This window comes from Faecalibacterium hattorii (genome assembly GCF_003287455.1).
Lineage (GTDB): Bacteria > Bacillota > Clostridia > Oscillospirales > Ruminococcaceae > Faecalibacterium > Faecalibacterium hattorii.
Map to the genome: position 1 here is coordinate 1 of NZ_PRLC01000012.1, position 23,473 is coordinate 23,473.

Genomic DNA, 23,473 nt, shown 5'->3' on the forward strand with positions numbered 1-23,473 from the left:
CTGAACCAGTCATATGGTCGGTGACGATGACGGTGAGGTTCCACCTGTTCCCATTCCGAACACAGAAGTTAAGCTCACTCGTGCCCAAGATAGTTCGCTGGAAACGGCGCGTGAAAATAGGTAGTCGCCGACTTGATCAAAACGCTCTAAGAGAGATCTTAGGGCGTTTTTTGTTGCACTTTGGAGCGAAAAATAGTATCATAAAAGGCAGAAACTTATAGTTTCTACAGATATTCCTGCTACACTGGATGCAGTACAAGGAGAGGAGTATCTGTATGGAACAATTGATGAAAAAAGGGCTGGATGGGACTCAGCTCAAGACCGTCGCGCTGGTGCTGATGGTGTTGGATCACATTCATTATTTCTTTGAATTTACGGGCTGGGTGCCCACATGGTTCAGTATGCTGGGGCGGCTCAGTGCGCCGCTGTTTCTGTTCTGCACGGTGGAAGGCTTTGCGCACACCCATGACCGGAAGCGCTACGTTCTCCGCATCTGGGCAATCGGAACAGCGATGGCGGCACTGGAATTTTTCATGATCTATGCCGGTGCCTTCCGGCGTGGAGACGGCTTTTATCCGCAGAATGCCATCTTTCAGGATCTTGTGCTGTTGTGCGTGGTCTGGCAAGGCATCGACTGGCTGCGGGAGAAAAAATTCGCAAAGGGCATTGGCGCCATTGCCGCCGTTTTGTGCTGGCCGTATATGGTCATGGCCTTTCTGCTGGTTTTCCCCCAAGTGCAAGATATGCCCATTGCCTCTGCGGTGGTGGCGTTCCTGATGACGAGTCCGCTGCCCATGTGGACGGCTATCACAGACGGTAGCTGGGGCTTTTTGCTGGGCGGGGTGCTGCTGTATGCGCTGCGGGGGCATCGCCCGGTGCAGCTGGGCGTGTGGGCGCTGAATGCGCTTCTGTGGGATTTGGTGCTGCCCTTTGCGATGTTTCACGCTCAGGCAAATTTCGTCTGGACCCAGATGTTTACGGATTATTACGAGTGGTTCGGCGTGGCGGCAGCGGTACTGATGGGACTCTACAACGGCAGGCGGGGCAGCGGGCACAAGCAGCTGTTTTACGGGTTCTATCCGGCCCATATCTATCTTTTGTATGGGGCGTCCTGTCTGCTTTACAATGTGATGAGGTGATCGTGTGGCAAACATTCTGGCGGTGGACGACAACCCGGACCTGTGCATCCTGCTCAAGACGGCCTTGGAGCGGGATGGTCACCGGGTGGTGACATGCAGCTCCGGGGCAGACCTGACCGAAGCACTCTGCCGCTGGTCGGACTGCATCCTGCTGGATGTGATGATGCCAAACGAAAGCGGCTTTGCTGTCTGCCGCCGGATCCGGGAGCAGACGGATGCACCCATTTTGTTTCTGACGGCCCGGACCGATGAGGCATCCGTGCTGGAGGGGCTGGGCATTGGGGGAGATGACTACCTGACCAAGCCCTTCCGGGTGAGCGAACTGCGGGCGCGGGTCGCGGCCCATCTGCGGCGGCAGAACCGTGTTCCGGTGTACCGGATGGTGCGTGGCGGGGTGAGCTTTGATATGAAGGGAAAATCGGCGTCCTACGCAGAAAAAGAACTGCCGCTGACCCGCTCGGAGTACGCGATCTGTGAGTATCTGGCGCTTCATGCTGGGCAGACCTTCACCAAGGAACAAATCTACGAAGCCGTGTTTGGCGTGGATGGAACAGCGGACGACACCGCTATCACCCAGCATATCAAAAACATCCGGGTCAAGCTGCGGGCCGCCGGGGCACCGGAGACGCTTTTGAAGACGGTGTGGGGAGTGGGCTATCAATGGAAAAGCGAAAACTGATCTCGCTGCGGGCCGTGCTGCTGGGGTATCTTGTGCAGACAGCGGTGAGCTGCATTGTGGCAGCGGTGCTTTGGTTCCTGCTGTTTTTCTTGTGCATCGACAGCGGATGGCTTCTTCCGGCCAACCGGGCGGCGCGGGTCTCGAACGAGGCAGTACAGAACATTCTGCCGTACCGGACGGCAAAAACATTTGACCCGGCTGAGCTGGACCCGCTGTGCCGGTATGTGCTGTTTGATGCAGAGGGGAATACGGTGCTTGCCACCAACATGGACCGTTCCCATCTGCAAAAAGCAATGCGGGAGTGGGCGGGGGATCTTCGCTGGGAGATTGGATACGAACAGTATTATCTGCGCGCGAGATTGCAGGACGGGACGGTTTGTCTGCTGCAATTTGACTACGCAGTGCCCTATGCAGACCCAACTCTGCGCGATATTCTGCCGGATGTGCAGACGATGCACTTGATTTTGGGTATTTTCCTGCTGGTGGGGGTGGTCGCGTGGAGCACCCACCGTTCCGGTGCGTTTCTGAGACGGGAGACGGCTCGGCTGACGGAGGCGTCCCGGCAGGTGGCCGAAAAAAGGGGCATCGAGGACATCGACTTTACCGGGGCAAAGGTGCGGGAGTACGATGAGGCTCTGCGCGCGCTGCAGCTGATGGGTGAGGAACTGACCGACAGCCTGCAGGCCCAATGGGAAATGGAGCACCGGCAGCGGGAGAGCATCATCCAGCTGTCTCACAAGCTGAAGACGCCGTTGACGGTCATTCAGGGCAATGCCGAGCTTCTGGCCGAGGATGAGGGCATGACCGGGGAACAGAAGGCCCAGCTCGACGCCATCCTTCGCAGCACCGGAGAGACGCGGAATTATCTGACCCGCATCCGCGCTGAGGTGCAGACGCCTCTGAAATACAAGCGAAGAACATAACAACAGCCGCCCCGCTGCGTTGTTCTCTCAACGCGGCGGGGCGGCTGTGCGGTATCGGAAAATGTCACTGCATATTTGCCTTCTGGATCAGGCTGCGGATGTGGTGGGCCAGCATCTCGATGGCGGGGCCGTTCTCGCCGCCGTTGGGGATGATGATGTCCGCATTGCGCTTGCTGGGCTCGACGAAGGCCTCGTGCATGGGCTTGACCGTGGTGCGGTACTGGGTGATGACGCTGTCCAGCGAGCGGCCGCGCTCCTTGACGTCCCGCAGGATGCGGCGGAGGATGCGCTCGTCGGCGTCGGTGTCCACATAGATCTTATAATCGAACAGCTTGCACAGTTCCGGCTCGGCCAAGGGCAGGATGCCCTCCACGATGAGGACGGGGGCGGGTTCGATGTGCTGCACCTCGCTGCTGCGGTTGTGGTCGGCGTAGTCGTAAACCGGGCAGTCGATGGCGCTGCCCGCCTTCAGCTCCCGCAGATGCTCGATGAGCAGGTCATTATCAAAGGCATCTGGATGGTCGTAGTTCAGCTTGCAGCGCTCCTCAAACGGCAGCTCGTCGTGGCGCTTATAGTAGCTGTCGTGGGAGATGAGGCGCACCTCGTCCTCCCCGAAACGCTCCTTGAGCCGGAGAGCCAGCGTGGTCTTGCCGCTGCCCGAACCGCCCGCAATGCCGATGATCAGATTGTTCATGTTCCAAAATCCTCCCGTCTGCCGATTTCGGTAGAAAAACCGGTCAAATTCAGTTATAATATAAAAGTAAATCCTTCTTACTGCATATCATAACACAAAAACGCTTTTTTTGACAGAGCAAACAAGGCTCTGGGAGGAAACTGGATGAAAAAAATCATATCGGCACCCTACATTGACCAGACCGAGCGCTGGGTGAACGGCTGTGAGAGCATCAGCGCGGTGATGCTGCTGCAAGCGATGGGCATTTCCATCGCCCCGGACACCTTCATCGAGCGGGACCTGCCCCACGCCCCCTATTGGGAGCAGGACGGAAAACTCTACGGGCCGGATCCGTGGCACGTTTACCCCGGCGACCCCCACGATCACACCGGTTATGGTTGCTATGCGCCCTGCATCGTGGAGGCGCTGAACAGCGCGTTGGTGCACGAGGGCGCCGCCGACCGGTTCGAGGTGGTGGACGAGAGCGGAAAGACGGCGGCGGAGCTGTGCCGGTATATCGACGAGGGAATGCCGGTGGTCTTCTGGGCGACGCTGGACTTCCAGCCCGTGCCCGAACAGCGGGACCACTGGCTGCTGGCGGACGGCACCGACTTTGCGTGGAAGTGCAACGAGCACTGTCTGCTGCTGGTGGGCTACGACGAGGACCACTACTGGTTCAATGACCCGTGGCACGACCACGGCCTGTGCCGCCAGCCGAAGGCGCTGGCGGAGCAGTGCCACGCCGCGCAGGGGATGTTCGCCGTGACCCTGCGGAGAAGGTGAGCCGCCATGAAAAAAGAGGAACTGAAAGAGAATGTCCGGGGTTACGCCCAGAAGTTTGAGGACGGCGGGCTGCGGCTGCTGAAAAAGGGCCAGAAGGGGATCGTCCACGCCATCTTCAGCCGCTTCGGGCTGGTACTGGTGCTTCTGCTGCTCCAAGTGGGGCTGCTGTTCAGCATCTTCCGGTGGTTCGGCAACCTGCTGCCCCATTACTTCGGCGGCAGCGTGGTCGTGACGGCAGCCATGGTCGTCTATCTGCTCAACAGCAAGATGGACAACAGCGCGAAGATCACATGGATGGTGGTCGTTGCCATCCTGCCCGTGGTGGGCGTGCCGCTCTTTTTCTACGTCAAGAGCAATGCGGGCCACAACCTGCTGCGCAAGCGGCTGATGGAGCTGGAAAATACCCTCCGCCCCCAGCTGCCCCAGAACCGGGAGGTGGTGGAGCGGCTGCGCCGGGCCGAGCCCGGCGCGGCGTCGCTGGCAAAGTATCTGCATGGGCCGGGCGGCGGCTTCCCGGTGTATGAGAACACCGCCATGACCTATTTCCCCAGCGGCGAAGCCAAGTTTGCCGAGCTGCTGCGGCAGCTGGATACGGCGGAAAAGTACATCTTCGTCGAATATTTCATCATCGACGAGGGGCTGTTCTGGGGCCGGGTGCTGGAGATTCTGGCCCGCAAGGCCGCCGAGGGCGTGGACGTACGGGTGATGTACGACGGCACCTGCGAGTTCTCGACCCTGCCGCGGGACTACCCCAAGCGGCTGGAAGCGCTGGGCATCCAATGCAAGGTGTTCAGCCCGGTGCAGCCCTTTGTCTCGACCCACTACAACTACCGCGACCACCGGAAGATCCTCGTCATCGATGGGCGGGTCGGGTTTACCGGCGGCGTGAATCTGGCGGATGAGTACATCAACCATGTGGAGAAGTACGGCCGCTGGAAGGATGCGGCCATCATGCTGGAGGGCGAGGCCGTCCGCTCGCTGACGGCGCTGTTCTTGGAGATGTGGAGCGTGCTGAAGGAGCCGGAGTTCGAAGCCTTCCTTGCGGACCCCATCCCGGTGCCGGAACACACGCAGGGCACCGCAGCCCCGTACGGCGACTGTCCGCTGGACGGCGAACGGGTGGGCGAGATGGTCTACATCGACCTGCTCAACCGGGCACGGGAGTACATCCACATCATGACGCCCTACCTCATCTTGGACGGCGAGCTGGAAACGGCGCTGAAATTCGCCGCCGAGCGGGGCGTGGATGTCCACCTGATCCTGCCGGGCATCGCGGACAAGAAGTTCCCAAATGCGCTGGCAAAGACCCACTACTCGGCCCTGCTGGATTCCGGCGTGAAGATCAGCGAGTGGACGCCGGGCTTCGTCCATGCAAAGGTCTTTGTGGTGGATGACCGGGAGGCCGTGGTGGGAACCATCAACCTCGATTACCGCAGCCTGTACCACCATTTTGAAAATGCGGTCTGGCTGACGAACGCCCCCTGCATCCGGGACATCGAAGAGGATTTTCAGGCGACGCTGGAACAGTGCCGCACCGTGGAGAACAACCCGAAGAGCATCTGGCAGGGGCGGTTCCTTTTCCGTGCCGTGGGAATGCTGCTCAAAGTCATTGCACCGCTGCTATAATGATAAGAAAAAGCTGTTGGAACTCCTTCCGTCACCGCTGGCATCGTAGGTGACTGGGGGAGTAACAACAGCTTTTGTTTTGCGATCCGTTGCGTTTGGCCAGCGCCTCATGGAGGGCGGCAGCCCGCCGGAAGGGGGAACGGGTCCATAGTTTATTGATAGTGCTTTTCCAGCGAGAAGCCGCGGCCGCTGACTTCGGTGACGCGGCTGACGATGAGGAAGCACTCCGGGTCGATGGAATGGACGAGCTTTTCCAGCTTGGGCAGTTCACGGTTGGAAACAACGCTCAACAGCACTTCGCTGGGGTCGCGGGTGTAGCCGCCCTCGCCGTGGAAGATGGTCACGCCGCGGTCGAGCTGCTCCAGAATGGCCTCGCGGATGGCGTCGGACCGGGCGCTGATGATCTTGACCTGCGTGCGGCTGTCACCCATCAGAAGCATTTTGTCCATGACGATGGTGTGCAGGATGACCAGTACGATGCCGTACAGCACCTGATCCGACTGGCTGAACAGGGCCTGTACCAGCAGGATGGCGATGTCAAAGACCATCATGGTAAGGGAGACCGGGAGCCGGAACCACTTTTGCAGCACCAGCGGCGGGATGTCCATGCCGCCGGTGGAAGCCCCGGCCCGGATGACCATGCCGAGGGCCGCGCCGATGCCAAGGCCCGCAAAGACCGTGCACAGGAAGATGTCCTCGGTGAGGACGCGGCCATGGAGCAGCCCCTCCCACAGCGCGAGGAAGGCGGGGCTCAGGATGCTGCTGGCAAGGGTGTTCAGCGCAAAGGCACGCCCCAGCACCACCCAGCCCCAGACCAGCATGGCAATGTTGAAGGCCAGCAGAAAGCCGGAAACGGACAGGCCGGTCAGGCGGCCAAAGGCCAGCGCAATGCCGGTGGCACCGCCGGTGATGAGCCCGGCGGGTTCCAGAAACAGCGCGACGGCCAGCGAATACAGCGCGTTGCCGAATACGATGGCGGCGCTGTTCAAGATGAAGTGACGGCGATAAGATCGGTTCATAAAAAATCCCTCCTTTCCTATGATACAAGAAAAGGAGGGAAAAATCCACACTTAATCTTCGTCGATCAGCCGCAGACCGGCGGTGTCGGTGACGGGAAGCGAAAAAACGATGGCCCCCGCCTTGGGGTCGGCTCCGGTCATGATGGCTTTCATGATCTGGTTCTTCTGGGCCGTGCGGCTGACGATGAAGACCAGCTCCTTTTCGTTGGCAAGCTCCACCCCCATGAAGTGCGCCGCGCCCTCCATGCCGGTGCCCTTGGCGTGGACGACGGTGCCGCCGCCGGCCCCCTCGGCGCGGGCGGCGTCCATGATGGAGCCGGTGTGGCCCTGATTGGCGATGACGAGCAGCAGCTCATAGCGGGTATCTTTCAAGGTGCTCTCCTCCTCTAAGGTGAAGGTCTGATGTTCGGTCAAAAACTGGAGCGCCCGCTTGCCGCCGATGCTGCTGAGCGGGATGATGAACGCGATGCCGGTGCCGGGCACATCGATGCGCAGCCGGTGGCGCAGCTCCTTTTGGAGCTTGGGCCATGTGTCGGCGGTGATCATCGAGAAGAGGACGGCCTTTTCCGTCCGCTCAAGGCCGAGGGTGGAAAGGGTCTCCTGCACGGCGGTTCCGGAGCCTACGGTGCGTAAGCTGACCGTGACGCCGAATTCGGCATACAGGGCCAGAAAGGCGTCGGTGGAGCGTCGGTCGGTGATGGTGACCAGCCAGTAAAGCGAATTCACAGCAAGACCTCCTTACAGCTCAATGATGGCGTCATCCGGCAGGTCAGCAAAGGCCAGCGCGGCGGCGGGCACCGGCTGCGCTTTGCGGGCGCGGCGCTGCTTGAACTGCGCCATCAGGCCCATGAGCTGCACCGTGATGAGGGGCGTCATGGCCACCATGGCCACCACGCCGAAGGCATCGGTGACGATATTGCCGCCCGCGGCCACGCACGCGCCCTGCGCCAGCGGCAGCAGGAAGGTGGCCGTCATGGGGCCGGAAGCGACGCCGCCCGCGTCGAAGGCGATGGCGGTGTAGAGCTTGGGCACCACAAAGGAGATGCCGATGGCAAAGGTGTAGCCGGGGATGAGGAACCAGAGGATCGAGATGCCGGTCAGCACCCGCACCATGGCAAGCCCCACCGAGAGGGAGACGCCAGCCGAGAGGGCGGCTCCCATCGTCCCGGCGGAGATGGCACCGTCGGTGATCTCCTCGACCTGCTTGTTCAGCACGTAGACGGCGGGCTCGGCCTTGACGATGAAGTAGCCGATGAGCATTCCGATGGGGACCAGCACCCAGCGGAAGGAACGGCCCGCCAGAACCTGACCTAAATAATTACCGGCTGGCATAAAACCAACGTTTGCGCCGGTGAGGAATAGCACAAGGCCCATGTAGGTGTACAAAAGCCCCACGCCGATCCGCCCCAGCGACCGGCGGTCGAGCTTGAGGGCGACGAGCTGGAAGATGCCGAACATCAGCACGATGGGCAGCAGGGAGGTGGCGATCTCCTTCAGATAGGTGGGGAGGCTGACGTGGAACAGCTGCCACAGCTCCACCGAATCGCCGACATCGGGCAGGACGGGCGGGATGTAGGTGCTGTCGCTGGCCTGAAAGAGGATGCCCAGCACAAGCACCGCCAGAATGGGCCCCACCGAGCAGAGGGCGACGAGGCCGAAGCTGTCGTCGGCGGCATGACGGTCGCTGCGGATGGCAGCGACGCCGACGCCCAGCGCCATGATGAAGGGGACCGTGATGGGGCCGGTGGTCACGCCGCCGGAGTCAAACGCCACGGCGAGGAACTCCTTGGGCACAAAGGCCGCCAGTACGAAGATGAGGGCATAGAACACCACGAGGAGCTTGGGCAGCGCAATGCTCAGCAGCATACGCAGAAAGGCCACCACAAGGAAGAAACCTACGCCTGCGGCCACCGAGAGGATCAGGGTCATGTTGGGGATGGAGGGAACCTGATTGGCCAGCACCTGTAAGTCCGGCTCGGAGATGGTGATGAGGAAGCCCAGCACGAAGCCCACCCCGATGATGAGGGGGACGCTGCGGCTCTTGGTCAGCACCGCGCCGACCCGTTCGCCCATGGGGCTCATGCTCATCTCGGCACCAAGGGTGAAGAACATGATGCCCACGATGATCATCGCCGCCCCCAGCAGAAAGCAGAGCAGGATGCTGGGGGAGACGGGGGCGATGGAAAAGCAGAGCACCAGCACGATGGCCACGATGGGCAGCACCGCCTGCAGGGACTCCAGCAGCTTTTCCCGCAGTTTGGGAAGCGAACCTTTTAAAATGTCGTCCACCGACCTTTCCGAATTGGAATAATCATACAATGATTTGATTCTAGTATACAGAAAATGCCGAAACAGGGCAACTAAGAACCGGCAAAGATTACTTTTCCAACCAAAGTTTACAAATCGCTCATAAACAAAAAGCACCCGCCGTGCAGGATGCAGAGCGGGCGCCGAAAGAGTTTATTCGATGTTCTGCTTGCCGAGGACGTCCGAGGTGGGCGTCTGGAAGGCGGGGATGTTGGCGTAGGGGTCGGGGGTGGTGTCGGCGGGGAGGCTCTTCATATAGCTGTCCATGGACTCGGCCACCTGCTTGGCGATGGCCACGGCCTCGACGACGGTGCGGGCACCCATGACGGCGTCGCCGCCCGCGAAGACGCCGGGGCGGGTGGTGCTGCCGTCCTCACTGACGGTGAGCAGACCGCGCTGGTTGGTCTCGATGCCGGTGGTGGTCTTGACGAGGTTGCTCTCGGAGCCTTGGCTGACCGAGACGATGACGCCGGTGTGGGGGTAGAAGGTCTCGCTGCCTTCCACCTGCGTGAACTTGCCGTCCTCGCCCTTGACGGTGTCGCGGCAGATCAGGCCGTTCTCGCGGATCTCCACCGGAGCTTTGCAGAAGCGGAAGCCCACGCCTTCCAGCTTGGCATAGCGGACTTCGTACTCGGAGGCGCTGATGCAGTCCTCGTCGCGGCGGGCGTAGCAGGTGACATGGCGGGCACCGTTCCGGATGGCGGTGCGGGCGCAGTCCATGGCGGAGTTGCCCACGCCGATCACGGCGATGTCGTCGCCGAGGCGGAACGCCTTGGAGTTGGCGAGGTAGTCGATGCCGAACGCTACGTTGCCCAGCGTCTCACCCTTGATGTGCATGGCGTTGGCCTTCCACAGGCCAGCGCCGATGAAGACGCTCTTGTAACCGTCGCGGAAGAGGTCGTCAATGGTGATGGTCTTGCCGATGGTGGTGTTGGGGCGGAAGTGGATGCCCTTGAGGTCGAGGTGGTGATACTGGAAATCGTCCAGCACACTGTCAGGCAGACGGTAGTTGGGGATGCCGTACCGCATCACGCCGCCGATCTTATCGCGGGCGTCGAAGATGGTGATGTCATACCCCCAGCGTGCCAGCAGCACCGCGATGGTCAGGCCGGCAGGGCCCGCGCCGACGACGGCGGCTTTCATGCCGTTCTTGGGGGCAGGGCCGGCCACCATCTTGTTGGCGTAGGTGGTGGAGATATAGTCCTCGATGATCGAGAAGTGGACGGGGTCGTGGCTGGGCATCCGGTTGCGGATGCAGTGGCCCTCGCACTGGTTCTCGTGGTTGCACACCAGCGCGCAGACCGTGGTCAGAGGGTTGTTTTCAAAGAGCATCCGGCCCGCATCGTCCAGCTGGTTTGCCTTGAGCAGACGGATGACCTCCGGGATGTTGGTGTGGATGGGGCAGCCTTGCTGACACATCGGCTTTTTGCAGCCGAGGCAGCGGTTCGCTTCGTCCAGAACGTGAAGTGCCATGCAGTTCCTCCTCTTGCGCCCCATACTGGGGACGCTTCGTTGTATCCAATGCTCTTTTTATTTTACACCGAACCGCTCCCGTGATACAAGAGCCTATTTGCCGATTTTTATCTGAAAAATTTTGTCACTTCGTCAAAAAGACAATTTTTTGACGAAGTAAGCCGCCCATGGGCTCCGGCGTTTTGCGGCAAAGGGCGCCGAGGTCGCTGGCGGTGAGCTGAGCGTCTGCCATCCGGGCGCAGGAGGGATCCTCTTCCCGCAGACGCATCAGCGAATGCGAAACGGGGAGGACTGCCCCTTTTAATAAGGAAAGGGCCTCCCGCCGGGCCCCCAGCAGATGCAGATAGGGCGGCAGCGGGGGTAGGGCGGCGTCATAGCCCAGCGCGGCATCCATGGCAAGGCGGCGCATCCGGGCGCGGGGGTAGCGCACGGTGGTCAGGGCGTCCAGCAGCTCTTGGTGGGTGGAACTGGTGCGCACGGCGTGCTCCAGCCGGTGTTCCAGCCCTTCCGAGACGCCCCGCAGGTTGGCAAAAGGCTCCGGCCCGGTGCACTTGGCCCGGAGCAGGGCCAGCTCGCAGCGGCCCGCGGCATCGAAATCGGTGTACCGCCCGGCGGCGTAGGCTTCCCGATAAAGGGGCAGGACGGCGGCGGGCACGTAGGGGGCAGCGGCGTCGGCCCCGCCGCTCTGCCAGAGCTGGCGCAGGGCGCTGGCACTGGCGAACTGCACGGCGTCCGGGGAGAGCGCCTCCCCGTGGCCCGCGCCTTGGCGGGGCAGGGGAACGGGGGTCATGGAAACGCCCAGTTCGAGGATGGCCTTGCAGTATTCGACGGCAAGGTTGTTGTTGGGCTTGTCCAGCAGGGCCGCCAGCTCTGTGCCGGGGCAGAGAGCCTCCACGGCGGCTTGCCGGGCGGCGGCGAAGCTGCGGGCCCCGGCGGCGAGCTGTGCCTTGAGGGCGGCGCGGTAAGCTTCGCTGCACAGGACGCGGGCGGCTTCCATCAGCAGGGCAGCGTCCGGTGTCTCGGCCCCGAAGACCAGCCCATCGCACCCGGCGGCGGAAAGGACCCGCACCCCCGCGCGGGCAAACGCTTCGGCCCCGGCACAGGCGCAGGGCGCGGGCAGGGCGAAGACGAGGTCGGCCCCGCAGGTCAGCGCGGCCCGCACCCGGACGGCCTCCGGCAGCAGCGGCAGCGCGCCCCGCTGGGTCAGCCCGCAGCTCATGGCCACGGCCACCCGCCCGGCCCCCAGCGCTTTTGCCTGCGCCAGCTGCCACGCATGGCCGTTGTGAAAAGGATCGTATTCAGCGATGATACCAGCTAGTTTCATGGGCGTTTACCTCGGCTCCCTCTCGTTGGCTCCCCGAATAGAGGAGCCGGCCGCACCAAAGCGCGGACGGAGAGGGGGATCTCAAATCAGAATGCGGCAACGGGACAGTTTGTGAAAAATCTGTCAGACTAACAACAAAAAATGGCAATATACTGCGGATTCTGGGCAGGGTGTACAAAAAAGCAGGGATACTTTGTAGAACCCTTTGCCTCGTTTGCGGCTTGAAAAGCGGCTGAACCTATTATATAATATTTTTAGGAATCTGTAAAATTCTGCCCGCTTTTGTGGGCTGAAAAACAATATGGAGGCACAAGAAGATGAAAGTTCTGGTTATTAACTGCGGTTCTTCTTCCCTGAAATATCAGCTGATCGATATGGATGGCGAGAAGGTTCTGTGCAAGGGCCTGTGCGAGCGCATCGGCATGGAGAGCAGCATGATTACCCACGAGGCCAACGGCCACAAGGCTACCACTCCGGCGATCTTCCCCACCCACACCGAGGCTTTTGCTGAGGTCGTCAAGAAGATGACCACCGGCGAGGGCAAGTGCATCAACGATGTCAAGGAGATCGACGCCATTGGCCACCGCGTCGTCCATGGCGGCGAGAAGTTCAAGGCCAGCTGCCTGATCACCGACGAAGTCATCAACACCATCCGCGAGCTGAGCCCGCTGGCTCCTCTGCACAACCCCGCGGGCATCCTCGGCATCGAGGCTGCCCGCAAGGTCTTTGGCCCGGATATCCCGATGGTCGCTGTCTTCGATACCGCTTTCCACAGCACCATGCCCCCGAAGGCTTATATGTACGCCATCCCCTACGAGTACTATGAGAAGTACGGCGTCCGCCGCTACGGCTTCCACGGCACCAGCCACAAGTACGTGGCTTACAAGGCTGCCGAGTATCTGGAGGAGCCCATTGAGCGCCTGAAGCTGATCACCTGCCATCTGGGCAACGGTTCTTCCATCGCTGCAGTCGATCAGGGCAAGGTCGTCGATACCTCCATGGGCATGACCCCGCTGGCCGGCCTGATGATGGGCACCCGCTGCGGCGATCTGGACCCCTCTGTGGTCAACTACCTGAAGTACACCCTGAACATCACCGGTCACCAGCTGGACGAGATCCTGAACAAGAAGTCCGGTCTGCTGGGCATCTCCGGCGTTTCCAGCGACAAGCGTGACGTCGAGGAGGCTGCTGCTGCCGGCAACAAGCGCGCACAGCTCGCTTCCGATATGCTGAACTACCAGATCAAGAAGATCATCGGCAGCTACATCGCAGCCATGGGCGGCGTGGACGCCATCGTCTTCACCGGCGGCATCGGCGAGCATGACGCCATCGCCCGCGCAAAGATCTGTCACCACATGGATTGGCTGGGCATCCGCATCGACACCGACAAGAACAAGCATCCGCAGGGCGATGTCTGCGAGATCACCGCTTGGGGTGCCAAGGTCCGCACGCTGGTCATCGCTACCGACGAGGAGCTGATGATCGCCCGCGACACCAAGGAAGTCATCGAGAAGTAATCGACCTGCCAAAGCGCTTTCCGAGAGCCGCGCTCCTGCCAAGGGAGCGCGGCTCTTTTGCTGTTTTGAACGATGCAAAGTCTGTCTTATTGGGCGGAATCCACAAAATCCTAGGCGAAGGGTTGTTTTTTGGTTGACAAATCAAAAAAAGAACGGTACAATAAGGGAGTCCTCAGCCAGAGGATGTTCTATCATTCAAGCCCCTGGTAGCTTACGATCAGCGCGATGGTCCCTAAAAACCAAAGGTATGGTTACAATCCTTCCGTGGGCAAGAACTAAACAAAGAGGAGATACTACTATGTTCGAAGACAAGACTTTAGTTTGCAAAGACTGCGGCAAGGAGTTTGTTTGGACTGCTGGTGAGCAGGAGTTCTACGCATCTCGCGGCTTTGAGAATCAGCCCCAGCGCTGCAAGCCCTGCCGTGACGCCCGCAAGAACGGCGTCCGTGGCGGCAACAACGGCGGTGAGCGTCAGATGTTCGATGCTGTCTGCGCAGCTTGCGGCAAGGCTTGCAAGGTTCCCTTCCAGCCCCGTGAGGACCGTCCGGTCTACTGCTCTGACTGCTTCGCTCGCATGAAGCAGAACTAAGCGCTGATTTTACGATCTGAATCGCTTGGCCCCCTCCGTCGGAAGATGGAGGGGGCTTTTTGTACTGGCGGGCGCAAGCCCGACGGAGAGGCTGTAGGAAGACGAAGCTTGAAAATTTACAAGAATACTTGAAAAAATACCGAGCGATAGGGTATAGTATAGGAAGACGGCATTTCTGCCGCCGGAACACCCACAACAGAAAGGAACACCCATCATGTTTGATATTTTTGATATGCTCAAGAAGGACGAGAAGAAGGCCGAGATGAAGCAGGTCACCCGCGAGACCATCATCGGCGACATTCTGGATATGGATCAGACCACCGCTCCCTACTTCATGGAGATCGGTATGCACTGCCTCGGCTGCCCGGCATCCCGCGGCGAGAGCATCGAGGAGGCCTGTGAGGTGCACGGTGTGGACTGCGACGAGCTGATCGAGAAGCTGAACGAGCATCTGGCCGCCAAGAAGGCCTGATGCTGCCCACACTGGATGCGCGTCTGACGGCGGCGGCGGAGCTGGTGCTGCCCGGCAAGCCGGTGGCCGACATCGGCTGCGACCACGGCAAGCTGACGGCGGTGCTGGCGGCTTCGGGCAGATACCCGAAGGTCATCGGGGCTGACCTGCGCCCCGGCCCGCTGGCCAAGGCCAAGCAGACGCTGGAACATGCAGGATGCGAAGACCGCGCTGAGCTCCGGCTCGGCGACGGTCTTTCTGTGTTGTCGGCGGGGGAGGTCGGCACCATCGTGCTGGCAGGCGTTTCTGCCCAGACGACGTGGGAGATCATCGATAAGGCCCCGTGGGTCTCCCAGCCCGGCGGACCTCGGCTGGTCATGGTGCCCGCTACCCGCCACAGCGAACTGCGCCGCTGGCTGTGGGAACACGGCTTCACTCTTGCGGTGGACCGTCCGGTACAGGCGGCGGGCCGCTGGTATGCCGTGATGGCGGCGGAGTACACCGGCGAGAAGAAGACCCCGACCTTTACCGAGTGCCTGTTCGGCCGCACCGGCGAATGGCCGGAGGGCGAAGGCTACGCTGCTTGGCAGAAAGCCAAGCTCCCCCGGTTCCGGCTGGGTGTTCCCGACGGTTCCCTTTTAGCACAGGAAATTGACGATTTGCTGGCGGGTTTGCCGCGATAAAGCCTCCCACTTTGGGAAAGACTCTCCCCGGTCAGGGAGAGATGCCGCAATTGCGACAGAGTGGGGACAGTGGCATCGCGTGAGCGATGACGGAGAGAGCGAGGACGGTGAACGTTATGACAACAACACATCAGATCTACGAAGGGATGCAGCGCATCGCCCCGCTGGAGCTGGCAGAGAGCTGGGACAACCCCGGCTTGCTGGTGGACTGCGGCGGGCCGGTGGAAAAAGTGCTGGTCACGCTGGACATCACCCCGGAGGTGGTGGAGGAGGCCGCCGCCAAGGGCTGCTCCCTCATCGTGGCGCACCACCCGGTCATCTTCAGCCCGCTCAAGAAGCTGGGCAGCAGGGATGTGCCCTTCCAGTTGGTGCAGAGCGGCATTTCCGCCATCTGTATGCACACCAATCTGGACGCAGCCGAGGGCGGCGTCAACGAGGTGCTGGCGGGCATTTTCGGGATGCGGAACTGGGAGACCTTTGCGGGCGGCTGCGGCCGTGTGGGCGAGATCGACCCCATCACGGTGCCCCAACTGGCGAAAAAGGCCCAGCAGGAGCTGGCCAAGCGGTGCAATCTGCCCGCCGAAGGTCCGGCTGTTCAGGTGAAGTACACCGACAGCGGGATGCCGGTGCGGCGGCTGGCCGTCATCAGCGGCGCGGGCGGCAGTCTGTTCGAGGATGCCATCGCGATGGACGCAGACTGTCTGCTGACCGGCGAAGCCAACCACCACCACGCCTGTGACGCGGCGCGGCTGGGCTTTTCGCTGATCGCGGCAGGGCACTACGCCACCGAATTCCCGGTGACGGCCGCCGTGGCCGAAAAGCTGCGGGCTGCATTCCCGGAGGTGGAGGTGCTGGTCAGCACCCAAAACCGGGACCCCTATACTTATATTGTATAATGAGCAGAGAACGATTGACGAGGTAATAAGATCAATGGCTTTGGATGCTGCGACATTGGCGCTGACGGCGGCGGAGCTGAAAGCAACGCTGACCGAGGCGAAGATCGCAAAATTATTTGAACCGACTCGCGACGAGCTGGTGCTGACGCTCCGCACCCGCACCGAGACCTACAGCTTGCTGCTGTCGGCCCGGAGCGGTTCCGCGCGGGTCTGCCTGACCGAAGAGAGCTTCGAGAACCCGGAGACGCCGCCCTCCTTCTGTATGCTGATGCGGAAGCACCTGACCGGCGGCAAGCTGCTGGATGTCCGAATGGAACCGGGCGACCGCATCGTATACTTCGAGTTCCAGTGCACCAACGAGATGGGTGACCTCGTCCGAAACACCCTCTGCGCTGAGCTGATGGGCCGCTACTCCAATCTGGTGCTGGTGCAGAACGGCAAGATCATCGACGCCCTCAAGCGGGTGGATTTTGAGGACAGCGACATCCGGCAGCTCCTGCCGGGTCTGCCCTACACGGTGCCGCCCAAACCGGCCCGCCCGGACTTCCTCGCGGTGAGCTCGGCGTCTATCGTGGCGGCGGCGTGCGAGCGCGACCTGCCGGTGGCGGATGCGCTGAACAAGACCGTTGCAGGGGTCGGCCCGGTGGTCTGCCGGGAGGCCGCATGGCGCGCCTTCAACGGCGAACACCTGCTGGCCGACGGGCTGACCGAGGATCAGAAACGGAAGCTGATGGCCGCCATCGATGAGCTGAAGGAACTCCACGACCAAGGCGGCTGCCCCTGCAGCGTCACTGCCCCGGACGGCAAGCCGGTGGAGTTCACCTTCTTCCGGCCTCAGCAGTACGGCGAGACGTACCGTATAAAGGAATGGCCCTCCTTCAATGCCATGCTGGAGGGCTACTACGCCGAGAAAGACCGCGCCGAGCGGCTGCGCACCAAGAGCAAAGAACTCCACAAAGCGGTGCACAATATGTACGAGCGCGCGGTCCGCAAACAGGCGGCCCGGCAGGAAGAACTGGCCGCCAGCGGCAAGAGCGAAAAGCTCCGGCTCTACGGCGAGCTGCTCTCCGCCAACCTCTATATGGCCCAGAAGGGGATGAAGAGCATCACCGTGCCCAACTGGTACGACGAGGGGAAAGAGGTCACCATCCCGCTGGACCTGCGGTTCACTCCCAGCCAGAACGCCCAGAACTTCTTCAAGAACTATAAGAAGAAGCAGACTGCTGCGCGGATGCTGGTGGACCTGCTGGCCGAGGGCGAAAAGGAGATCGCCTACCTCGAAACCGTTCTGTACGAGGTGGAGACGGCCTCCGGCGAGGCGGCGCTGAACGAGATCCGCGCCGAACTCAAGAGCCAAGGCTACCTGAAATACTACAAGCAGCGGGACAAGCGCCAGAAACCGGCGGATTTCCTGCGCTTTGTGTCCAGCGACGGGTTTGAGATCTTGGTGGGCCGGAACAATGCCCAGAACGATAAGCTCACCCTCCACACCGCCCGCGGCAAGGACCTGTGGTTCCATGTGCAGAAAGCCCCCGGCAGCCATGTGGTCGTCATGAGCCGGGGCGAGGACATCCCCGACACCACCAAGCAGGAAGCGGCAGAGCTGGCTGTGCTCTATTCCAGCACCTTCAAGGCGGGCACCGGCGCAAAGGTCGCGGTGGACACCACCGAGGTGAAGAACATCTGGAAGGCCAACGGCGCCAAGCCCGGCATGGTGCTGTATGAGGTGTACACCACCGTGTACGTCACGCCGAGGGAAGATCTGGCGGAGATGCTGAAACAGAAAACGTAAACCACCGGAGCCATCGGAAAAAGATGGCTCCGAATTTTTTTGGAAGGGAAAAACACTTGGCCCCTGCCATTCGTCTTACAGACAGAAGCCCGCTGAGGAGAAAGGAGGAAGGCCCATGTGGGAGTGGATGTACGAGGGATTCTGGGACAAGCTGGAACACTTTTGTTACAAGCTCTGCCGGGAGGAAAGCCGGGCCGAGGACCTGACGCAGGAAGTTTTCCTGAAAGCACTGCAGAACCGGGAGCTGCTGGACAGCTTCAACCAACGGCAGTGCAAGGCGTGGCTGTTTGCCACGGCACGGAACCTGTACTGCGACCAGCTCCGCCGGAAAATGAAAGAGGAAAGCCTCATGAGAGAAATGCTTCCGGAGGGGGACGAGGAACCGCCGGACGAAACGGCAGAAGCGGCGCTGGGCACCGTGGATCTGGAAACGCTGCTGGAATTGCTGGACCCTTTGGACCGGGCGATGTTTACGCTGCGTTATGAAGAAGGCTATAACGCCAGTGAGCTGAGCAAAATATTCCATCTGCCCCCCGGAACCGTCCGTGCCCGCCTGATGAAAGCACGAACTCTTTTGAAACACGAACTGTTGGAGGAATGAACGATGAAAAAACTGAAAGTCGATGCTGTTGTCCTTGACCTGCGCCACCTGACCGAAGAGACGCTTGCCGCGTATGACAAGTGCGAGATGGAAGCTGTTTTTGCCCTGATGAATCCCCACGCACAGGCACTTCTGAATCAGTACGGCGTCAAACTGGATGTGGTGCAGAGCATCAACGGCGAGGACGATGTGGATGTCAGCACCATCAACGGCAAGGCGACGCTGGACGGAACTTCCATCCCGGACAAGAAACGGGCGATGGTCGTCAACGGCAAGCTTTATATGAAGCCGGACGGCGTGAAGGCTCTGGAACAGTATTGCGGCATCGTCGTCAACGGCAAGCTTTACTGCCCGGAGTCGCTTGTGTCGGCGGTCACGGCAAAATGCACCGTCAACGGCAAGGTCTGCATCTATCCGGATGATGCGGTGATTTTGAACAGCACGACCAAGCTGGACAAGACCTTCCTGCTCCGGGCGCAGGCGAAGCTCTACTGGGCAGAAAGGATGTTCGTGGCCGTTGACCCGAAGCTGGACGCCGAAGCACTGGCGGCAAAGGGGGCGCGGTTCGCGGCCCCGAAAGCCATCCTGACCGAGAGCAACGCCGAGACCCTTGCGCCCCTCTTCACCGAGGAAACCGAGTTGGTGATCCTGCCGGACGGCACGGCGTTTCTGGATGACGACCTCGAACTGAGTGCATCGGCGCTGCGCCGGAACGGAGACCGTCTCTATGTCATGGGCGATGTGACAATTCCCGAAAAGGCAGGGGAGCTGCTGGAGAAGATCGAGTATCTGCACGCAGAGGGAACGATCTTCCTGCCCGATACGCTGGAAGAGGCCGTCGATGTCATCCCTGAACTTGAATATCAGGAGCTTCGTGTCCTGCACGGACACACCCTTATCGGCAAGCCGATGCTCTGGCTAGGCAAAGAGATGCTGGACCTTTACCCGGACGGCGTGACCTGCGTGGACTGCGCAATGGTAAAGCTGGATAAAGCATTGGAGCCGGACACCATCGCGAAGAAGTTCGTTTTTGATGGCTGCGCGATGGTCTTCTGCACCGAATTGCAGCAAAATGCGGTGAGTGCCGTTTCAAAGAATGTGGCGCAGATCCAGACAGGCCTTGCGAAAGAAGAAAACGATGACACCGTCCGGCTGGACGGCATCCAGCTGACCCTGTAACGAACTGCCATCCTCCCATTATAATAAAAGGCAGAAATGCCGCGCCCTCCCGCCTGTGAAAACAGGACCCTCCGGGAGGGCTTTTTCTGCGGGAAGGAATAAAAGCCGGGGGAATGGGGCATCCTAAAAGGGCTGATAAGGTTTTCAACCGAAAAGAGCCTCTTGGAATTGTGCGTTCTGCACAAAATTTGGGCCGGGACATCAAAAGAAGAAAATAAAAAAGAAAAATCGGATTTTTTCTGAAAAATCGCGAAAAAACACTTGCCAAATGCACGCAGATGTGATAAAATATCTCTCGGCTGCAAAAGGCTTGTGCGATACAAGTCGTGCAGGCCAGCGATATGCGTAGATGCGGGAGGTTGTCATCCGGCGATAGCTGTGATGGGTTATTTCCGCGGAGTATGTCCGATCTTAGAACCGGGCGAAAGAATTACTGACAGCGATGGAATACGTTCCCTCGGCAGGGCGACCTGCGAAACGGGCGGAACCAATGTTCGGATTTGATTTGCTAATATTTATCCGGGAGAACTGCCGAGCGGTTCACCGGTTTTTCTAGTGCCAAATCGAGGAACACCCGGAACTGTGTAGAGCAATTTATCGGCTCGCCTAGGGCAAAATCAATTTTTTCAGGAGGCGTAAGCAATGGCAGTCAAAGAGAAAATCAGAATCCGTCTGCAGAGCTATGATGCTCAGCTGATCGATGCCGCAGCAGAGAAGATCGTGGAGACCGCAAAGCACACTGGTGCCCGCGTGTCCGGCCCCATCCCCCTGCCCACCGATCGCGAGATCGTGACCGTTCTGCGTGCTACCCACAAGTACAAGGATAGCCGCGAGCAGTTCGAGAGCCGCACTCACAAGCGTCTGATCGACATTCTGAAGCCGTCTAACAAGACGGTCGAGGCTCTGATGAGCCTCCAGCTCCCCGCTGGCGTGGACATCGAGATCAAGCTGTAACAGATCGATCATTCGATGCCCTCGTTTCCCGAGGGGTCATGTTGGCGGTGACGTGCGCCGCCAACCAATAACCTTTACAGGAGGAAAAGAAAATGGTTAAAGGCATTATCGGCAAGAAAGTCGGTATGACCCAGCTGTTCGATGAGAACGGCAAGGTCATCCCCGTGACCGTCATCGAGGCTGGTCCCTGCACCGTCGTGCAGAAGAAGACCGTCGAGAGCGATGGTTATCAGGCTGTTCAGCTGGGCTTCGGCGAGGTTTCCGCCAAGAAGGTCAACAAGGCAGCAGCAGGTCACTTCAAGAAGGCAAACGTTGCCCCCAAGAAGACCCTGCGCGAGTTCCGTCTGGAAGATGTTTCCGCTATGAACGTTGGCGACGTGCTGAAGGCTGATGTCTTCGCAGCCGGCGACAAGGTCGACGTGGTCGGCGTTTCCAAGGGCAAGGGCTATCAGGGCGTTATCAAGCGTTATGGTCAGCACCGTCTGCGTGAGAGCCACGGCACCGGTCCTGTTGCTCGTCATGCTGGTTCTAACGGTTCCACTTCTACCCCCTCTCGCGTGTTCCCCGGCAAGCGTCTGCCCGGCCACATGGGCTTTGTGCGCGTCACCGTGCAGAACCTGACCGTTGTCAAGGTTGACACCGAGAACAATCTGATCGCTGTCAAGGGTGCGGTTCCCGGCTCCAAGGGCACCATCGTCACTCTGGCCAACAGCGTGAAGGCGTAAGGAGGAAAGCTACAATGGCAAAGTTTAATGTAGTCGATATGAACGGTCAGCATGTTAGCGAGATCGAGCTTTCCGACGCCGTGTTCGGTATCACCCCGAACGAGAAGGCTGTCCACATTGCTGTGGTGAACTTCCTCGCTAATCAGCGTCAGGGCACCCAGAACACCAAGATCCGCATGGAAGTTTCCGGCGGCGGCAAGAAGCCTTGGCGTCAGAAGGGCACCGGCCACGCTCGTCAGGGTTCCATCCGCGCTCCGCAGTGGACCCACGGCGGTGTTGCTCTGGGCCCCAAGCCCCGCAGCTACAACTACCACATCAACAACAAGGTCAAGCGTCTGGCTCTGCTGAGCGTCCTGTCCGACAAGGCTGCCAATGGCAACATGGTCGTTGTTGATAAGTTCGCCTGCGACGAGTACAAGACCAAGACTGTGGTTGCAATGCTGAACGCCGTTGGCGCTGGCAAGAAGAACCTGCTGGTCAATGAGACTGTCGATGCAAAGTTCGTCAAGAGCGCCGGCAACATTGCTGGTGTGAAGACCACCTTCGCTGGCAGCGTGAACACCTATGACGTGCTGAACGCCGACAAGCTGATCATCAGCGTCGACGCAGCAAAGAAGCTTGAGGAGGTGCTTGGCTAATGAAAACCGCACATGATATCATCCTGAAGCCGGTCATTACCGAGAACTCCATGGCTGGCATCGCCGACAAGAAGTACACCTTCAAGGTCGCTACCGACGCTACCAAGGTCGAGATCGCTCAGGCTGTCGAGACCCTGTTCCCCGGCGCTAAGGTCGCAAAGGTCAACACCATTTCCGTGCGCGGCCGCTTCCGCCGTCAGGGTATGCATGCTGGTTACACCGCCGCTTCCAAAAAGGCGATCGTGACCCTGACCAAGGACTCCAAGGAAATCGAGTTCTTCAACAGCATGGTCTAATCGAACCCACCGAGGGTTCCTCTATGGGGATATGACCCCGATAATAATTCATAAGATAAACAAAGGAGAATAGCATTATGGCTATCAAGAAGTATGGCCCCACTACTCCGGGCCGCCGCGGCATGACCGTCACGGATTACAGCGTCCTGAGCAAGGTCGCTCCTGAGCGCAGCCTGCTGGAGCCCATGAAGAAGCACAGCGGCCGCAACAACACCGGTCGTATCACCGTCCGCCATCAGGGCGGCGGCAACCGCACCAAGTATCGTGTCATCGACTTCAAGCGTCAGAAGACCGATATGCCCGCTACCGTCAAGACTCTGGAGTACGATCCGAACCGCAGCGCATTCATCGCTCTGGTCGAGTATACTGACGGTGTCAAGAGCTACATCATCGCTCCCGACGGCCTGAAGGTCGGCGATGTGATCCTGAGCGGCAAGGGCGCCGACATCAAGCCCGGCAACTGCCTGCCCTTCGAGAACATCCCCGTCGGTACCATCATCCACAACATCGAGCTGTATCCCGGCCGCGGCGCTCAGCTGGTTCGTTCCGCTGGCAACATGGCTCAGCTGATGGCTAAGGAGAACGGTTACGCTCTGGTCCGTCTGCCCTCTGGTGAGATGCGCAACGTGCCCGTCAACTGCACTGCAGTCGTCGGTCAGGTCTCCAACATCGACCACGAGAACGTCAACCTCGGCAAGGCTGGCCGTAAGCGCCACATGGGCGTCCGTCCCGGCAGCCGTGGTACCGTCATGAACCCCTGCGACCACCCCCACGGCGGTGGCGAGGGCCGCGCACCTGTTGGTCACTCCGGTCCTATGACTCCTTGGGGCAAGCCCGCTCTGGGTCTCAAGACTCGCAAGCATCATAAGCGCTCCGATAAGCTGATCGTGAAGCGTGCAGGTAAGTAAGAGAGGAGTTAAAGACAATGGGTAGAAGCATTAAAAAAGGACCTTTCGTCCAAGCTGCTCTTCTGAAGCACGTTGAAGCGATGAACGCTTCCGGCAAGAAGCAGGTCATTAAGACTTGGAGCCGTGCCTCCACGATCTTCCCCGAATTCGTTGGTCACACCTTTGCCGTCCACGACGGCCGCAAGCATGTGCCTGTGTACGTGACCGAGGACATGGTTGGCCACAAGCTGGGTGAGTTCGTTCCCACCCGTACCTTTAAGGGCCACACCGGTAATTCGAAGTAAGAGAAGGAGGAACA

At 60.0% G+C, this 23,473-nt stretch carries 25 protein-coding genes and 1 rRNA gene; 20 read left to right on the plus strand and 6 right to left on the minus strand.

Annotated features, from left to right (window positions below; genetic code table 11):
* The first annotated feature begins 16 nt into the window (after window positions 1–16).
* The 4 genes from rrf to C4N23_RS09010 all read left to right on the plus strand — a co-directional run bounded on the left by rrf (window position 17) and on the right by C4N23_RS09010 (window position 2,741).
* Window positions 17–133 (plus strand): 5S ribosomal RNA (rrf, locus tag C4N23_RS08995).
* A 142-nt stretch (window positions 134–275) separates the two neighbouring features.
* Window positions 276–1,139, plus strand: coding sequence for a TraX family protein (locus C4N23_RS09000; RefSeq protein ID WP_112145531.1), 864 nt, complete (start codon window positions 276–278; stop codon window positions 1,137–1,139).
* A 4-nt stretch (window positions 1,140–1,143) separates the two neighbouring features.
* Entirely contained in the window at window positions 1,144–1,818 is a 675-nt protein-coding gene (locus tag C4N23_RS09005; RefSeq protein WP_097839879.1) for a response regulator transcription factor, read from the plus strand.
* Window positions 1,800–2,741 (plus strand): histidine kinase dimerization/phospho-acceptor domain-containing protein, encoded by a 942-nt coding sequence (locus C4N23_RS09010; protein ID WP_112145533.1) that lies wholly within the window; start codon window positions 1,800–1,802, stop codon window positions 2,739–2,741. Before C4N23_RS09005 ends, C4N23_RS09010 begins: the two co-directional genes overlap by 19 nt.
* Before the next feature lie 64 nt (window positions 2,742–2,805).
* On the opposite strand, the gene udk is transcribed toward C4N23_RS09010, so the two are convergent.
* The gene (gene udk / locus C4N23_RS09015; protein ID WP_055190654.1) at window positions 2,806–3,435 is read right to left on the minus strand and encodes a uridine kinase; all 630 of its coding nucleotides are present in this window, start codon (window positions 3,433–3,435) and stop codon (window positions 2,806–2,808) included.
* Between the two features lie 144 nt (window positions 3,436–3,579).
* Here udk and C4N23_RS09020 point away from each other — a divergent pair, with 144 nt between their 5' ends.
* Window positions 3,580–4,197 (plus strand): C39 family peptidase, encoded by a 618-nt coding sequence (locus C4N23_RS09020; RefSeq protein WP_112145535.1) that lies wholly within the window; start codon window positions 3,580–3,582, stop codon window positions 4,195–4,197.
* A gap of 6 nt (window positions 4,198–4,203) precedes the next feature.
* Window positions 4,204–5,823 (plus strand): phospholipase D-like domain-containing protein, encoded by a 1,620-nt coding sequence (locus C4N23_RS09025; protein WP_112145537.1) that lies wholly within the window; start codon window positions 4,204–4,206, stop codon window positions 5,821–5,823.
* Between the two features lie 152 nt (window positions 5,824–5,975).
* Here the strand turns inward: C4N23_RS09025 and C4N23_RS09030 are convergent, their stop codons facing one another.
* The 5 genes from C4N23_RS09030 to C4N23_RS09050 all read right to left on the minus strand — a co-directional run bounded on the left by C4N23_RS09030 (window position 5,976) and on the right by C4N23_RS09050 (window position 11,946).
* Window positions 5,976–6,842, minus strand: a complete 867-nt coding sequence (locus C4N23_RS09030; protein ID WP_112145539.1) for a YitT family protein — start codon at window positions 6,840–6,842, stop codon at window positions 5,976–5,978.
* Window positions 6,843–6,893: 51 nt separating this feature from the next.
* Window positions 6,894–7,568, minus strand: coding sequence for a P-II family nitrogen regulator (locus C4N23_RS09035; RefSeq protein ID WP_112145541.1), 675 nt, complete (start codon window positions 7,566–7,568; stop codon window positions 6,894–6,896).
* A gap of 12 nt (window positions 7,569–7,580) precedes the next feature.
* On the minus strand, window positions 7,581–9,131 hold the full coding sequence (locus tag C4N23_RS09040; protein WP_112145543.1) for a DUF1538 domain-containing protein: 1,551 nt from the start codon (window positions 9,129–9,131) through the stop codon (window positions 7,581–7,583).
* Window positions 9,132–9,302: 171 nt separating this feature from the next.
* Window positions 9,303–10,622: an NAD(P)-dependent oxidoreductase gene (locus C4N23_RS09045; protein ID WP_112145545.1), complete on the minus strand. Its 1,320-nt coding sequence runs from the start codon at window positions 10,620–10,622 to the stop codon at window positions 9,303–9,305.
* Window positions 10,623–10,746: 124 nt separating this feature from the next.
* Window positions 10,747–11,946: a nucleotidyltransferase family protein gene (locus C4N23_RS09050; protein WP_112145547.1), complete on the minus strand. Its 1,200-nt coding sequence runs from the start codon at window positions 11,944–11,946 to the stop codon at window positions 10,747–10,749.
* 317 nt (window positions 11,947–12,263) lie between these two features.
* Between C4N23_RS09050 and C4N23_RS09055 the strand changes: the two genes are divergently transcribed.
* From C4N23_RS09055 to rpsS, 14 genes are all read left to right on the plus strand, one after another.
* Window positions 12,264–13,463, plus strand: coding sequence for an acetate/propionate family kinase (locus C4N23_RS09055; RefSeq protein ID WP_055190669.1), 1,200 nt, complete (start codon window positions 12,264–12,266; stop codon window positions 13,461–13,463).
* A 298-nt stretch (window positions 13,464–13,761) separates the two neighbouring features.
* Entirely contained in the window at window positions 13,762–14,052 is a 291-nt protein-coding gene (locus C4N23_RS09060) for a zinc-ribbon domain containing protein (RefSeq protein ID WP_055190671.1), read from the plus strand.
* A gap of 214 nt (window positions 14,053–14,266) precedes the next feature.
* The gene (locus C4N23_RS09065) at window positions 14,267–14,524 is read left to right on the plus strand and encodes a DUF1858 domain-containing protein (protein WP_172678640.1); all 258 of its coding nucleotides are present in this window, start codon (window positions 14,267–14,269) and stop codon (window positions 14,522–14,524) included.
* Window positions 14,524–15,186, plus strand: coding sequence for a class I SAM-dependent methyltransferase (locus C4N23_RS09070; RefSeq protein WP_112145549.1), 663 nt, complete (start codon window positions 14,524–14,526; stop codon window positions 15,184–15,186). The genes C4N23_RS09065 and C4N23_RS09070 overlap by 1 nt, the downstream gene beginning before the upstream one ends.
* 116 nt (window positions 15,187–15,302) lie before the next feature.
* Window positions 15,303–16,082: a Nif3-like dinuclear metal center hexameric protein gene (locus C4N23_RS09075; RefSeq protein ID WP_112145551.1), complete on the plus strand. Its 780-nt coding sequence runs from the start codon at window positions 15,303–15,305 to the stop codon at window positions 16,080–16,082.
* Window positions 16,083–16,116: 34 nt separating this feature from the next.
* Window positions 16,117–17,874 (plus strand): Rqc2 family fibronectin-binding protein, encoded by a 1,758-nt coding sequence (locus tag C4N23_RS09080; RefSeq protein ID WP_055190677.1) that lies wholly within the window; start codon window positions 16,117–16,119, stop codon window positions 17,872–17,874.
* Between the two features lie 115 nt (window positions 17,875–17,989).
* Window positions 17,990–18,475 (plus strand): RNA polymerase sigma factor, encoded by a 486-nt coding sequence (locus C4N23_RS09085; RefSeq protein ID WP_112145553.1) that lies wholly within the window; start codon window positions 17,990–17,992, stop codon window positions 18,473–18,475.
* Between the two features lie 3 nt (window positions 18,476–18,478).
* Entirely contained in the window at window positions 18,479–19,654 is a 1,176-nt protein-coding gene (locus C4N23_RS09090; protein WP_112145555.1) for a hypothetical protein, read from the plus strand.
* A gap of 642 nt (window positions 19,655–20,296) precedes the next feature.
* On the plus strand, window positions 20,297–20,608 hold the full coding sequence (rpsJ, locus tag C4N23_RS09095) for a 30S ribosomal protein S10 (protein ID WP_005934923.1): 312 nt from the start codon (window positions 20,297–20,299) through the stop codon (window positions 20,606–20,608).
* A 92-nt stretch (window positions 20,609–20,700) separates the two neighbouring features.
* Window positions 20,701–21,333: a 50S ribosomal protein L3 gene (rplC, locus tag C4N23_RS09100; protein ID WP_055190682.1), complete on the plus strand. Its 633-nt coding sequence runs from the start codon at window positions 20,701–20,703 to the stop codon at window positions 21,331–21,333.
* Window positions 21,334–21,347: 14 nt separating this feature from the next.
* Window positions 21,348–21,971, plus strand: coding sequence for a 50S ribosomal protein L4 (rplD, locus tag C4N23_RS09105; RefSeq protein WP_005938033.1), 624 nt, complete (start codon window positions 21,348–21,350; stop codon window positions 21,969–21,971).
* Window positions 21,971–22,267: a 50S ribosomal protein L23 gene (gene rplW, locus C4N23_RS09110; protein WP_005934919.1), complete on the plus strand. Its 297-nt coding sequence runs from the start codon at window positions 21,971–21,973 to the stop codon at window positions 22,265–22,267. Before rplD ends, rplW begins: the two co-directional genes overlap by 1 nt.
* A 77-nt stretch (window positions 22,268–22,344) precedes the next feature.
* A complete protein-coding gene (rplB, locus tag C4N23_RS09115) occupies window positions 22,345–23,175 on the plus strand; it encodes a 50S ribosomal protein L2 (RefSeq protein WP_055190684.1) in 831 nt (276 codons plus the stop codon).
* A gap of 17 nt (window positions 23,176–23,192) precedes the next feature.
* Window positions 23,193–23,459 carry a 30S ribosomal protein S19 gene (gene rpsS, locus C4N23_RS09120; protein WP_005934915.1) on the plus strand — a complete coding sequence of 89 codons (267 nt, stop codon included), beginning with the start codon at window positions 23,193–23,195 and terminating at the stop codon, window positions 23,457–23,459.
* Window positions 23,460–23,473 lie beyond the last annotated feature (14 nt).